The sequence below is a fragment of the Streptomyces sp. NPDC045846 genome, from assembly GCF_056431605.1.
The window spans coordinates 15894-29320 of record NZ_JBWKKJ010000011.1; the positions used below are offsets into that span (position 1 = coordinate 15894).

The window sequence follows — 13427 nt, forward strand, 5'->3', positions numbered from 1 at the left end:
CTACTTCTCCAAAACCGTGAGGTCCTGGGCAGCCGCCGGGACGGCGACCGTGCCCTTGTCGTCGGCCAGCGTCTGCACCGTGAACATCGGGACCCCGTCCTGCGTGATCGCCAGCGTGCGCGCCGCGTAGACGGGTCCGCCGGCGGGGTCGGGCTCGACGGTCAGCGCGTACGAGCCCTTGAGGCCCGAGGGGGCCGGCGGGTCGACGGCGAGGGTGGTGCCCGCCTTCACGGTGTACGTCCTGGACTGCGGCTCGCCGCCCTCGGTGCCCGCGGAGGAGGTGACCTTCACCGTGGCGTCCTTGGTGCCGGGGGCCGTCAGGGCGAGCGAGGACGCCTTGTCGCGGTTGTCGGTCACCGTCGCGCGGGCGCCCACCTGGGCGGCCGCCGGGATGAAGCCGATCTCCTGCTTGTCGCCGGTGCCGCGGACCACGCGCAGCGCCGCGACGACCGGAGTGCCGCCGTCCGAAACCGGGGTGAGCAGAAGGGAACCCGCCTCGCCCCTCGTGACGTTCTTCAGATCGAAGGACGCTGTCATCCCCGATTTCACGTGGACGGTGTCCAGCCCCGCCGGTGCGAAGCCGCCCCCTTTGCCCAGCAGCTTCACCTTCAAGTCGGCGTCGTCCGCGCCCTTCGCGTACACGACGAGGCGTACGTCGGTGGCGTCGCCCGGGATGCCCGGAAGCACCTGGGAGGCGGCCGCGTCCGCCGACGCGGGCAGCCAGTCCGCGCCCGCCTTCGCGTCGGTGGCCTGCACCACCGCGCCGACCCGGCCCGCCCGGGTGGCGACATGCACCGTCAGATCGTCGGCCACCGTGCCGGTCAGCGTGGAGAGGAGAACGGGAACGCTCGACCTGGCGGGGACCGTGATGCCCTCGCCGATGTCGGCCTTGATCGGACCGTCCTTGCCGAAGAGCTCGATGTCGGCGACGGCCGCGGTGTTGTCGGGGTTGGTCAAGTGGACGTAGTCCTGACGGTCCTTGGCCGTGGACGCGCCGGGGAACCAGAAGTCGGCGTCCGGCGCGGTGCAGCTGGTGCCGAGCAGCGCGCGGTTCGCGCCGCCGGTGATCTGGGTGACCTCCTGGGCGGCCCAGCCCGGAGCGAGCAGTCCGTCGGCGGAGCCGGTGAGCGCGGGCGCGTCGGCGCCGGACACGGTGGCGGCGCCCGGCTTGCCGGGCGCGCTCAGGGAGACGACCGGCTTGTCGGACGCCGGCTTGTCGGACGCCTTCTTGTCCTTGCCCTTGCCGTCCTTGCCGTCTTTGGTCTTGCCCGTCGAGGCCGAGGGAGCGGGCGAGGAGCCGCCCGAGTCGGCGGGCGGCGGTACCGCCGGGGTCAGCGCCGCCGTGCCCGGCTTGCCCTGCCCGGTGCCCTTGGGCGTGAAGGCCGTGTACGTGGTCTGGGCGAGGTCGGAGTTGCTGGGCGCCGGGCACAGCAGGCTGGAGCGTTCGACGGGCAGCCGGGCCGGTGACGTGGCGCCGGTGTCGGCCGTGCCGCCGGGCGTGGTAAGCGAGGCGAAGCCGGTCAGCGCGGCGAGGGCGACGGCCCCCGCGGCGAGGGAGAGGGTGGTGCGCTTCACTGCTGGCTCCCGTCGGGGCGGTGCGGCTGCTGCTCGGGCTGCTCGGGCGGGTATCCGTAGCCGTACGGGTCGTACGTTCCGTCCGGCGGCAGCGACTGCGGCTGCCCCTGCGGCTGCTGGTAGGGGTCGTATTGCTGCTGCCCCTGCCCGTCCGCGTACTGGCCCTCGCCGAACTGCCCGCCGTCACCCGGCACTTGGGGGTACGGCGCCTCGGGGTAGTGCTGCTCGGGGTACGGGACCTGGGCGTACTGGCCGTCGGGGTACTGCTGGTAGCCGGGGTACTGCTGCTGGTACGGGTCGTACTGCTGCTGGTCCTGCTGATCGTGGTGCGCCGCGTCGGCGGCCGGGGAGGTGGTGGCGTACTGCGCCGCGTCCCACTCCTCGTACGCGGGCTGCTGCGGGATCCCGGGCTGCTGCTCGGAGGGCTCGTCGCCGACGGCCTCCGCCTCGGCCTGCGCGCGGAGCCGGCGGGCCCGGCGGCCCTCGCCCGCGACCGGCTGGGCGGGGACGGCGGCCACCGCGGCCTCCGGTTCGGGCAGGTCGTCGTCGATCTCGCGGCGGCGGCCCGGCAGGGCGAGCACGAGCAGGACGACGGCGAGCGCGGCCTGGGCCCAGATCCAGGCGGTGTGCGTGAAGGGGCCGTCGTAGGTGACGTCGAGCCGGCCCGCGTCGGCGGGCAGTTCGAAGCCCTGGGCCCAGCCGTCAACGGTGGTCTTCTTGAGCGCCTTGCCGTCGAGGGTGGCGGTCCAGCCGGGGGCGCTCCGGTCGGCGATGCGCAGGACGCGGCCCGCTTCACCGGCCGGGATCCTGGTGTGGATGTCGACGGGGTCCGCGGCGACCGGCAGCGTCTCGCCGCCCTTGGCCGGCACGATCACGGCGCGGGCGACCTGGCGGTCCACCCGCCACAGGGCGCTGCCGTCGAGCTGGCTGAGCCTGCTGAGCCCGGGCGTCGAGTCCAGGGTGCGGGCGAAGGAGCGGGGCGCGCCGTCGCGGACCAGCACATAGCGCACGGCGTAGGCGCTGAGCTGGCTCGACTGGTCGGCGCCGGAGCCCGCGACGAGGTTGGAGACGACCTTGCCGAGCCCGGCGTCACCGCTCGCGGACGCGGCGAGTTCGGCGTCGCCGAGCTGTCCGCCCGAGCCCCGGACCAGCGTGTACGCGACCTTGGCGGGCGAGGTGCCGCCGAGGACCAGGGTGCGGGCCTGGTCGCGGGTGCCGCTCTCCTCGGCGACGAAGGCCGGCACCTGCACCGGGTCGCGGCGCTCCAGCGGTCCCGCGGCGCCGCCGATCATCCAGTTCGCGGCGGAGTAGACGGGGCCGACGGCGGCCGCGAGCGCGATGAGCGCGGCGACCGGCTGACGCCAGCCGAAGCCGTGCCCGGCCACCCGGGTCCGGCCGCCCTCGGCGCCGAGCACGCCCGCGGCGAGCAGCGCGAGCCCGTACACGAGGGTCGCGGGCCCGGCCCAGGCGCCGCGGTTCGACAGGACCGCGAAGAGGAAGCCGGTGAGCGCGACCGCCCAGGCGGCGCGGATCGCGAAGGTGCGCTCCGTGCGGAGCAGCGCCGCGAGGGCGGCCCCGACGAAGCCGATGAGCAGCAGCCCTTGGACCGTCTTCGGCCCGCCGGGGCTGGCCCCGAGCAGGTCGAGCGCGCCGGCCGAGCCGTTCCCGTACGCGAGGCCCGCCTCCTTGAGGAAGCCGGAGGGGCCGGTGAGCAGGGTGAGCGACCAGGGCGCGAGCATCAGGAGCGGGGTGCCGACGGCGGCCAGGAAGCGCAGCCCGTACGCCGTGATGTCGCCCCGGCGCAGGGCGAGCACGCCGAGGCCGAGCAGCACCGCGATGGGCCACACGACGGGCGTGAAGGCGGTCGCGATGGTGAGGAGCAGCGCGTACGTCCAGGTGGCGCGCCAGCTGCCGCGGGCTCCGTCGCCGCGGAACCCGGCGGCCGCGACCCCGGCCCGGGCGATCAGCGGCAGCAGGATCGCGAGGACTGCGGTGCCGAGCCGACCCGCGGCGAGCGCGCCGGTGGAGGCGGGCAGGAAGGCGTAGGCGATGGCCGCCCAGGCGCGCAGTTGGCGGGACGCGGTCAGGGGGCGGGCGGCGAAGTAGGCGGTGAGCCCGGCCAGCGGGACCGAGCAGACGAGGAGCAGGGTGAGCGCGAAGCCGGTCGAGCCGAAGCAGAGCGCGGACAGCACGGCGATGATCGCGAGGTAGGGCGGCGCGGTCTGGGTGCCGCCCGTGCCGATGGGGTGCCAGGCGTCCGCGTACCGGCCCCACAGCGCCCCGACGTCGCCGGGGGCGGGCAGCAGGGCGCCGCCCATGAGGGTGCCGCCGCCGAGCAGGTCGCGGCAGGCGACCAGGGAGACGAGCAGGAGGAGCGCGAAGAGGACCGGGGCCGGCCTGCGGGCGATCTTCTTCAGGCGGGCGAACTGCTCGATCTCCAGGAAGTCGGCGTCGTCGCCGCCGGGGCCGGACTCGACGGCGCCGTGCCGGGAACCGCCGGTGTCCTCGGTGCCCGCGCCGAGGCTGCCCGCCACGGATTCGACGGTGGCGCGGATGGTGGCGCCGGGCGGCGGGAACAGCGGCCGCAGTTCGCTCGCCTCGACGCCGCTCTTGCCGCGCCTCTTGCGTCCGGCGAGGATCCGGCCGGGCCGCAGCAGGGTGCCGAAGAGGCCCATGACCTCGTCGACGGCCTGCCCGGGGACCTTGCCCACCAGATAGGCGAAGGTGCGCAGCAGGGTGCCGACCACGATGCGGAGCAGCACGTAAGGGAGCAGCGCGGGGCGGGAGTTGACGAGCATGGTGTAGACGGCGCCCGCCTTGTCGACCCGGTGCGGGTTGACGACCGAGCGGCCCGCGCAGTCGACGGTGCGGCGCTCGCGGGCGGCGGCCTCGGCGTGCCGGACGGCGGCGTCGGGGGCGACGAGGACGGTGTGCCCGGCGGCGTGGGCGCGCCAGCACAGGTCGACGTCGTCGCGCATCAGGGGCAGCCTGCGGTCGAAGCCGCCGAGCTCCTCCCACACGTCGCGGCGGATCAGCATGCCCGCCGAGGACACCGAAAGCACGGGGCGGACCTGGTCGTGCTGGCCCTGGTCCTGTTCGCGCCGGTCGAGCCCGGTCCAGCGGCGCCCGCTGTGCGCGATGGAGACGCCGACCTCAAGGAGCTGCTTGCGGTCGTACCAGCCGCGGAGCTTGGGGCCGATGATCGCGGCGTAGGGGTTGGAGTCGGCGACGCGGAGCAGTTCGGCGAGCGCGTCGGGCTCGGGGGCGCAGTCGTCGTGGAGCAGCCAGAGCCACTGCACGGGCTCGCCGTGCGGGAGTTCGGGCAGGTCGTAGCTGTCGTCGCGCCAGGTGCGCGAGACGGGGTCCCAGCCGCTGGGGCGCTTGAGGTAGGGCAGTTCCTCGGGGCCGAGCACGGGCGCGGTGCGGGCGGCCTCCTCGACGGCCGCGCCGAAGCCGGTGCGGCGGGCGAGGTGCAGGACGCGGTCGGCGCCGAGCGCCTCGGTGACCAGGCGCGCGGAGTCGTCGGCGCTGCCGGTGTCGGCGGCGTAGGCGTTCTGTACGGGGCGTTCCTGGCCGAGCAGTCCGGACAGGACGTCGGGGAGCCAGCGGGCGCCGTCGTGCGAGACGACCACGGCGGTGACGACGTGTCGGGGGAACTCGGGGGTCGCGGCCGCCTCGTACGGGGCCGTCGACTGGCTGTGCACGGACATCGAGGTACGGGCCCCTCCGCCCCGGAAGGCTGCTGTGCTGACTGCGGTCGGCGCGGCCGGCGGTGTGAGACGGGCTCTGACGTGACCGGAGTGCCGTGGACAGCGCCCCACACTAACGGCTGCCACACGAACGGTCCGCCGACTGCGGACGGGGCGCAGGGGACGGACCGTTGGTTGTGTACGGAGTTGGGCGGTTTGGGCGCCCGGGGTGGTCGCCGGGGGTCGGACGGCGACCTGGTGCGGTCCGGAAGCGGACTCGGACCTCTCAGACCGCGGCCTTCTTCAGGCGGCGGCGCTCACGCTCGGACAGGCCGCCCCAAATACCGAAGCGCTCGTCGTTGGCGAGGGCGTACTCAAGGCATTCGGAGCGCACTTCGCAGGCGAGGCAGACCTTTTTGGCCTCTCTGGTGGAGCCGCCCTTTTCGGGGAAGAAGGATTCGGGGTCGGTCTGGGCGCAGAGAGCCCGTTCCTGCCAGCCGAGCTCCTCTTCGGCCTCGTCGACCAGCAGTTCCTGAAACAGCTCGGTCATGTGCGCCCCTCGTCTGTCTTTGCTGCCCCGTGATGTTGCCGTTACCGAATCCGGCCGAACGACACGAGTGAAATTACAAGTGTGCGGATCCGGGCGAGTCAAGCCGAGATCTGCTATTGGGCTCCGTATTCACTCTGCGGAACCAAGGCTATGCGGAAAGTGTTCAAATCACCAAAAAGGTGACAGATGCCACTGGCTCACGTCGACGCCTCTCCGTAGCGGCCACCCATCTCCCGCTCGACTGCGACTACAGAGGAGGACGAGGCGAGTGTTGATCTTGTTGCACCCGTACCCGGAAAGCGGTCCGGATCACATTCGGATCACGAGAAGGCAACGGCGTTTGGTTGCGCGGTTGCTGCGCCACATCTCCCGCCCCACGACTGCACAAACCTTTCTCCCGCCCCAGTAACCGGATGAGGTGAAAAATTGCCGCCAAATCGGGCATTGGGTTGACAAGGGGGCCACCGTGCCGGTCTCCTGGATCTCATGTCAGTGACCGCAGCGCACCGAGCGACCCACGTCCGTGGGTTCCGCAGCGCTGTCCAGGCGCGCTGCTGCTGTTCCAGCTGTTGATCCCGCACCTCCTGCCCCACGTGCGATCCAGCTTCTCCCCTCGCCTCCCCTGAGACGCCGCCTCCTGCGAGAGCGTCCGCTCCGGGCGGCCGCCGTCTCGCGAGACACCTCTTCTGCGACACCCCAGCACTTCTGCCGAGGAACCCCCGCACCATGAACAGCAGCCACAGCGACCTCCAGATCGCCGGTGACATCCTCGAGGTCCAGCACCTCCTGCAGCCCGCCCGCGAGCACCCCGGCACCGTCGCCGAGTTCGCCGGACTCGCCCGCGCCATCGCCGCCGACCGCTCCCAGTGGGCCCACCTCGTCCAGTACGACGCGGTCTCCCGCTGGTACCACCGCCTGCGCGCAGTTCCCCAGGCTCTCGGCTCCGCCGGAGCAGGGGAGTCCCCCATCGGCTACGAGGTCTGGCTGCTCTCGTGGGTGCCCGGCCAGGGCAGCGGCGCCCACGACCACGGCGCCTCGTCGGGCGTACTGACGGTCCTGGAGGGCAAGTTGACCGAGCGCACCGAGCGCGGCACCCGGACCCTGACCGCCGGGTCCCAGCGGGTCTTCGCGCCGGGCTACGTCCACGACGTCGTCAACGACTCCCTCGAACCGGCCGTGAGCCTGCACGTCTACTACCCGGGCCTGACCGACATGCCGATGCACCCCACCCAGAGCTCCACCCCGGCGACCCAGGACGCCGTCCCCGCCTGAGGCCCGCCCGCCACCCCTGACAGACTGTCCGCATGCGCATTGTGGTTCTGGCAGGCGGCATCGGTGGTGCCCGCTTCCTCCGTGGTCTGAAGTCCGCCGCCCCCGACGCGGACATCACCGTCATCGGCAACACCGGTGACGACATCCATCTCTTCGGCCTCAAGGTCTGCCCCGACCTCGACACCGTGATGTACACCCTGGGCGGTGGCATCAACGAGGAGCAGGGCTGGGGGCGTACGGACGAGTCCTTCGCCGTGAAGGAGGAGCTCGCCGCGTACGGGGTCGGGCCCGAGTGGTTCGGGCTCGGCGACCGCGACTTCGCGACCCACATCGTCCGTACGCAGATGCTCGGCGCGGGCTATCCGCTGAGCGCCGTCACCGAGGCGCTGTGTGCCCGCTGGCAGCCGGGCGTCCGCCTCATCCCGATGTCCGACGACCGCGTCGAGACCCATGTGGCGATCGACGTGGACGGCGAGCGCAAGGCCGTCCACTTCCAGGAGTACTGGGTGAAGCTGCGGGCCTCCGCGGAGGCGCAGGCCGTGGTGCCGGTCGGCGCCGAGCAGGCCAAGCCCGCGCCCGGCGTCCTCGAAGCGATCGCCTCGGCCGACGTCATCCTCTTCCCGCCGTCCAATCCGGTCGTCTCGGTCGGCACCATCCTGGCCGTGCCCGGCATCCGCGAGGCGATCGCCGAGGCGGGCGTGCCGGTGGTCGGCCTCTCCCCCATCGTCGGCGACGCCCCGGTGCGCGGCATGGCCGACAAGGTCCTCGCGGCCGTCGGCGTGGAGTCCACCGCGGCGGCCGTCGCCGAGCACTACGGCTCGGGGCTGCTCGACGGCTGGCTCGTCGACACCGTGGACGCCGGCGCGGTCGCCCGCGTCGAGGAGGCGGGCATCCGCTGCCGCGCCGTGCCGCTGATGATGACGGACCTGGACGCGACGGCGGCCATGGCCCGCGAGGCCCTCACGCTGGCCGAGGAGGTCCGCGCGTGAGCTCCTCCTTCCGGGTCTGGGCGCTGCCGGGGCTGCCGGAGGTGCGGGCCGGTGACGACCTCGCGAAGCTGATCGCGGCGGCCGAGCCCGGCCTCGCCGACGGCGACATCCTGCTCGTCACCTCGAAGATCGTCTCCAAGGCGGAGGGCCGGATCACCGAGGCCGCCGACCGCGAGGCGGCGATAGACGCCGAGACGGTACGGGTGGTGGCGCGGCGCGGCACCCTGCGCATCGTCGAGAACCGGCAGGGCCTGATCATGGCCGCCGCGGGCGTGGACGCCTCCAACACCCCTGCCGGGACCGTGCTGTTGCTGCCCGAGGACCCGGACGCCTCGGCTGCCGCGATCCGCGCCGGGCTGCGCGACGCGCTCGGCGTGGAGGTCGGCGTGATCGTCACCGACACCTTCGGGCGGCCGTGGCGCAACGGCCTGACCGACGTGGCGATCGGTGCCAGCGGCGTGCGCGTCCTCGACGACCTGCGGGGCGGCACCGACGCGCACGGCAATCCGCTGAGCGCGACCGTGATCTCGCTCGCCGACGAACTGGCCGCCGCGGGCGACCTGGTGAAGGGCAAGGCCGGTGGCCTTCCGGTCGCGGTGGTCCGCGGGCTCGGCCACCTCGCGGGCGAGGGCTCGGCCCGCGAGATGGTGCGCGCCTCCGTGGACGACATGTTCCGCCTGGGCACCTCCGAGGCGGTACGGGAGGCGGTCACCCAGCGGCGTACGGTACGGGCCTTCACGGCCGAGCCCGTCGACCCGGGCGCGGTGCGGCGCGCGGTGGCGGCGGCGGTCACCGCCCCGGCCCCGCACCACACGACGCCTTGGCGCTTCGTACTGCTCGAATCCGCCGGGTCCCGCACCCGGCTGCTCGACGCGATGCGGGACGCCTGGATCGCCGACCTGCGCCGCGACGGCAAGTCCGAGGAGTCCATCGCCAAGCGGGTGGCGCGCGGTGAAGTCCTGCGCGCCGCGCCGTACTTGGTGGTGCCCTGCCTGGTGATGGACGGCTCGCACAGCTACGGCGACGCCCGCCGCGACGGCGCCGAGCGCGAGATGTTCGTGGTGGCGGCGGGCGCGGGCGTGCAGAACTTCCTGGTGGCCCTCGCGGGCGAGCGCCTCGGCTCGGCCTGGGTGTCCTCGACGATGTTCTGCCGCGAGGTCGTGCGCGAGGTGCTCGACCTGCCCGCGCACTGGGACCCGATGGGGGCGGTGGCCGTCGGGCACGCGGCCGAGCCGCCCAAGGAGCGCCCGGCGCGCGAGGCGTCCGCGTTCATCGAGGTGCGCTGACCCCGCTCCGGCCGGTCCCGCCTACAGCGGCGCGATGTCGCGTGGCTGCATGCGCGGGGCCCGGCGCGGCGGGGTGTGCCCGCTGAGCAGGATCAGCCGGGCGGCCCGGTGGCGCTGGCCCGCGTACGGTTCGAGCAGGGCCAGCATCTCGGCGTCGTCGGCGTTGCGGTTGCCCGCGAGCGCGTGACCGATGATGCCGGGCAGGTGGAGGTCGCCGACCGTCACCAAGTCGGCCGCGCCGATGGCCCGTTGGAGGGTTTCGGCGGCCGTCCACGGGCCGATGCCCGGGATGAGCTGGAGCCGCTCGGCGGCCTTCACGGCGTCCATGCTGGCCGCCTCCTCCATGCGGCGGGCCACCCGCACCGCGCGCATGACGGTGTCCGAGCGCTTGGCGTCGACCCCGGCGCGGTGCCACTCCCAGGACGGGATCAGCGCCCAGGCCCGGGCGTCGGGCATGACGTACATGCCCTCGGGGGCGCCCGGGGCGGGCTCGCCGTGCCTGCGGACCAGGAGCCGCCAGGCGCGGTACGCCTCGATCGTGGTGACCTTCTGCTCCAGGACCGACGGGATCAGCGATTCCAGCACCAGGCCGGTGCGGGTCAGGCGCAGGCCGGGGCGGTCGCGGTGGGCCTGCGCGACGAGTCGGTGGCGCGGCGTGAAGGCCTCCGGCTCGTCCAACTCCCCCAGCATCGCCGGGAGTTGCTCCAGCATCCACTCCGCGCCCGCGCCCCACGCCTCGGCGTACGCGGTGCCCTGGCGGGCCCGCACGCTGAGGGTGGCGGGGCCCTCGGGGGTCCTCGACGTGCGCCAGACCGTGCCGTCGGGGGTAGTGCGGTAGGTGGGGTCGGCGGGGCCGCGCCGGAGGGGGCCCAGGGTCAGGCCGAGGTCCACCGGGCCCTTGCGGGGGGTCCATGTCCGCGTTGTGCCGGCGGCCGCGCGGGGGGTGGGGATGCGGGGGCCGGTGGTGCGGGGGGTGAATCGTCCTGCCACGGTGGTCCTTGGGGGTGGGGTGCCCTTCGAGGGTACGCGGCTTTTGCCTCCCCGCCCCGCCCCTCCCCGAGACCCTCCGGGGGTTGAAGGACCCTGGGGCTCCGCCCCAGACCCCGTTCGCGCCTGAACGGCGCTCGTCCTCAATCTCCCCCAAGGCCTTAAGGGCCAGGGGGGACCCCCATGACGGGCTAAAGATGCCCATGCAGGCCAGCACCAGTACCGCCAGGGGCGCGGGGAACTGCGCGAGAAGCGAGCACGGCCCGCACACGAAGGAGGGGTTAGGGGCGCGGGGAACTGCGCGATCAGCCGTCCACCGCCCGCAGACAAAGGGCGGAAGCCGGACCCGCCCGGCAGGGGGCGGAGGGCCAGGGCCACCCAGCAAGCGGCGGAAGCAAGCCCGCCCAGCCAGGGGCGCGGGGAACTGCGCGAGAACCAAGCACGGCCCGCGGACGACAACAGGCCCCAGGGGCGCGAGGAACTGCGCGACCCAGCCGTCCACCTGTGGACAAGGGGCGCCGGGGGTCCGGGGCCGCCCGGCCAGGGGCGGGGCCGGGGCCGCCCGGTCAGGGGCGGGGCTACTGGTCGGAGGAGAAGCGGATCGTGGCCGCCGGGACACGCGCACCGCACCAGATCCGCACCCCCTCCCGAAGCTCGTTGTCCGCCCCGACGTCCGCCCCGTCCCCGATCACCGCCCCGCCGAGGACCGTCCGCGCGCCGATGCGCGCACCCGCTCCGACCATCGAGTCCGTGATCACCGCGCCGGGCTCGACGACCGCGTCCGACAGGATCGTGCTGCCCGTGATCCGCGCGCCCTCGCCCACCACCGCCCCGTGGCCCACCACCGTGCCGCCGGTGAGCTTCGCGTCCGGGGCGACCTGGGCCGTCGGCAGGACGAGGCGGTCGCCGCAGCGGCCGGGGACGGCCGGGGACGGGGCGCGGCCGAGCACCAGGTCGGCCGAGCCGCGGACGAAGGCCTGCGGGGTGCCGAGGTCCAGCCAGTACGTGGAGTCGACCATGCCCTGGAGGTGGGCGCCCCGCGCCAGCAGGCCGGGGAAGGTCTCCCGCTCCACCGAGACCGGGCGCCCCGCCGGGATCTCGTCGATGACCGAGCGGCGGAACACGTACGCCCCCGCGTTGATCTGGTCGGTGACGATCTCCTCGGGGGTCTGCGGCTTCTCCAGGAAGGCCGTGACCCGGCCGGTCGGGTCGGTGGGGACCAGGCCGAACGCCCTCGGGTCGTCCACCCGGGTCAGATGGAGGGAGACGTCCGCCCCCGAGGACGTGTGGGTCGACACCAGCGCCCCGATGTCCAGCCCCGTCAGGATGTCGCCGTTGAAGATCAGGACCGGCTCGTCGGGGCCCGACCGCAGCCGGGAGGCCACGTTGCGGATGGCGCCGCCGGTGCCCAGCGGCTCGTCCTCCGTGACGTACTCGATGCTGAGGCCGAGCGCGGATCCGTCGCCGAAGTACGGCTCGAACACCTCGGCCAGGTAGGAGGTGGCCAGGACGATGTGGTCGACGCCCGCCGCGTGGGCCCGGGCCAGCTGGTGGGTGAGGAAGGGGACGCCGGCCGCCGGAACCATCGGCTTGGGCGTGTTCACCGTGAGCGGGCGCAGCCTCGTGCCCTTGCCGCCGACCAGGAGGATCGCTTCTGTCACCTGTCGTCTCTGCTTCCTGCTGGGGCCGGCCTTCGGATTCCGTCGCCTTGGGGCGGAACTCCCGGCCGGCCAGTGTATGCAGACTGTCCCGGTGCTCATGTCCCCCGGTCAGCGCCGGCCCTGGTAGTGGGCCGCGGAGACCCGGGCCGCGCCGAGCCTGCTGTACAGCCGCGCCCCCGGGCACTCGGTGGCGAAGCCGTCGCGGTGACCGGAGATGGCGTTGAACCTGACGCTGCGCCCCTTCTTGTAGCGGTTGCCGCCGCCCGAGACGAGGGTGCTCTTGCCGGCCGGGTTCACTCCGTACAGACCGAGCTTCCAGGCCGCGAGCTGTTCGACGGCCTTGAGGGCGGCGGCCGACGGATTGGTGTTGGTGTACGTGCCAAGGACCGCGATGCCCATGCTGTTGGTGTTGAAACCGAGGGTGTGCGCGCCCATGACGGCCTTGGCCACGCCCCCGGCGCGGCCCTCGTAGATGTTTCCGCACTTGTCGACGGCGAAGTTGTAGCCGATGTCCCGCCAGCCGCTGCTCTTCACGTGGTAGCGGTAGATACTGCGCAGGACGGAGGGGGCCTGGGCGCAGCTGTATCCGTTGCCGGACGCGGTGTGGTGGACGAAGGCGACCTTGACGCTGCCGGTGTAGACGAAGCCGCTCTCGCGCAGCCGCTCGTCGGCGCCCCAGCCCCGGCGCGTGATGATGCGCGGCCGCGCCCCGACGTACGGGCGGGCCTGGAGGGCGGCCCCCGCGGTCTCCGTCCCGGTCGCGGCCCGGTCCAGGGCGGGCAGCACGTCGGGGTCCCGCAGCGCGCGGTCGCTCTCGACCGCCCCGCCGTCGTCGGGCCCCGCGCCGGGGTCGACGAGGTCCAGGCGCAGCCCCTTGGGGAGCGGGTCGCCCTCGTCGCCCTCGGCCCGTACGCGGGCCTCCACGGCGTCCGAGTCGCCCACCCACAGCGGCGCGGTGGAGCCGTGCAGGGGGCGGGCCGCCTCGGGGGTGTCCGGGTCGGCGGCGTGGTCGCGGTTGTGGGTCTCCAGGTCCTGCCAGCCGGACCAGGTGCCGTCCGTGCGGCCCCGGGTGCGGACCTGGACGCTGCCGTGCAGTTCGTCGCCGACGTCGTCCCAGACCACGCCGACCAGGGAGAACGGCCGCACCTCCCGTTGGGCCAGGCCCTCTTGGGCGGCGCCGCCCGCCGAGCGGTCCGTGGACAGCGGGGTCAGCGGCAGCGACTGGGTGGAACCGGCGAGTCCGGCGGCGGGCGCCGGGGCCGCGGGCGACGCCGCGACGGGCGACGTGGCCGCGAGAGGGAGGGCGAGGGCCGCGACGGCGGCGACTCCGATCGAAGACGCAAGGAAGCTACGCATGCTGACGATCGTGGCCATAGTTGTACAAATCTGTCCATTGCGGAACTGACGGTCCGTCGGCC

At 73.8% G+C, this 13427-nt stretch carries 9 protein-coding genes; 3 read left to right on the plus strand and 6 right to left on the minus strand.

The window, feature by feature from the left end:
• The 3 genes from AC07F3_RS29125 to AC07F3_RS29135 all read right to left on the minus strand — a co-directional run bounded on the left by AC07F3_RS29125 (window position 1) and on the right by AC07F3_RS29135 (window position 5814).
• Complete coding sequence (locus AC07F3_RS29125) at window positions 1–1575, minus strand: DUF5719 family protein (RefSeq protein WP_479117397.1); 1575 nt, start codon at window positions 1573–1575, stop codon at window positions 1–3.
• Window positions 1572–5285, minus strand: a complete 3714-nt coding sequence (locus AC07F3_RS29130; protein WP_479117398.1) for a glycosyltransferase family 2 protein — start codon at window positions 5283–5285, stop codon at window positions 1572–1574. The genes AC07F3_RS29125 and AC07F3_RS29130 overlap by 4 nt, the downstream gene beginning before the upstream one ends.
• Window positions 5286–5550: 265 nt before the next feature.
• The gene (locus tag AC07F3_RS29135; protein ID WP_053723761.1) at window positions 5551–5814 is read right to left on the minus strand and encodes a WhiB family transcriptional regulator; all 264 of its coding nucleotides are present in this window, start codon (window positions 5812–5814) and stop codon (window positions 5551–5553) included.
• A 726-nt stretch (window positions 5815–6540) separates the two neighbouring features.
• Here AC07F3_RS29135 and AC07F3_RS29140 point away from each other — a divergent pair.
• Genes AC07F3_RS29140 through AC07F3_RS29150 form a run of 3 tightly spaced genes read left to right on the plus strand, consistent with a single transcriptional unit; the run spans window position 6541 to window position 9361 of the window.
• A complete protein-coding gene (locus AC07F3_RS29140) occupies window positions 6541–7086 on the plus strand; it encodes a cysteine dioxygenase (RefSeq protein WP_479117399.1) in 546 nt (181 codons plus the stop codon).
• Window positions 7087–7118: 32 nt separating this feature from the next.
• On the plus strand, window positions 7119–8075 hold the full coding sequence (cofD, locus tag AC07F3_RS29145; protein ID WP_479117400.1) for a 2-phospho-L-lactate transferase: 957 nt from the start codon (window positions 7119–7121) through the stop codon (window positions 8073–8075).
• A complete protein-coding gene (locus AC07F3_RS29150; protein ID WP_479117401.1) occupies window positions 8072–9361 on the plus strand; it encodes a coenzyme F420-0:L-glutamate ligase in 1290 nt (429 codons plus the stop codon). The genes cofD and AC07F3_RS29150 overlap by 4 nt, the downstream gene beginning before the upstream one ends.
• Before the next feature lie 21 nt (window positions 9362–9382).
• Here AC07F3_RS29150 and AC07F3_RS29155 read toward each other — a convergent pair whose 3' ends face one another.
• The 3 genes from AC07F3_RS29155 to AC07F3_RS29165 all read right to left on the minus strand — a co-directional run bounded on the left by AC07F3_RS29155 (window position 9383) and on the right by AC07F3_RS29165 (window position 13365).
• Window positions 9383–10351, minus strand: a complete 969-nt coding sequence (locus AC07F3_RS29155; protein ID WP_479117402.1) for a DNA-3-methyladenine glycosylase family protein — start codon at window positions 10349–10351, stop codon at window positions 9383–9385.
• A 575-nt stretch (window positions 10352–10926) separates the two neighbouring features.
• Window positions 10927–12009, minus strand: coding sequence for a mannose-1-phosphate guanylyltransferase (gene manB / locus AC07F3_RS29160; RefSeq protein ID WP_479117403.1), 1083 nt, complete (start codon window positions 12007–12009; stop codon window positions 10927–10929).
• A 108-nt stretch (window positions 12010–12117) separates the two neighbouring features.
• The gene (locus tag AC07F3_RS29165) at window positions 12118–13365 is read right to left on the minus strand and encodes a peptidoglycan recognition protein family protein (protein WP_479117404.1); all 1248 of its coding nucleotides are present in this window, start codon (window positions 13363–13365) and stop codon (window positions 12118–12120) included.
• Between the last annotated feature and the right edge of the window lie 62 nt (window positions 13366–13427).

Bases quoted from the DNA above. Each gene is read 5' to 3' on its own strand.
- AC07F3_RS29130 (WP_479117398.1), bottom strand. From the start codon at position 5,285: ATGTCCGTGCACAGCCAGTCGACGGCCCCGTACGAGGCGGCCGCGACC.
- AC07F3_RS29135 (WP_053723761.1), bottom strand. From the start codon at position 5,814: ATGACCGAGCTGTTTCAGGAACTGCTGGTCGACGAGGCCGAAGAGGAG.
- AC07F3_RS29165 (WP_479117404.1), bottom strand. From the start codon at position 13,365: ATGCGTAGCTTCCTTGCGTCTTCGATCGGAGTCGCCGCCGTCGCGGCC.
- cofD (WP_479117400.1), top strand. From the start codon at position 7,119: ATGCGCATTGTGGTTCTGGCAGGCGGCATCGGTGGTGCCCGCTTCCTC.
- AC07F3_RS29140 (WP_479117399.1), top strand. From the start codon at position 6,541: ATGAACAGCAGCCACAGCGACCTCCAGATCGCCGGTGACATCCTCGAG.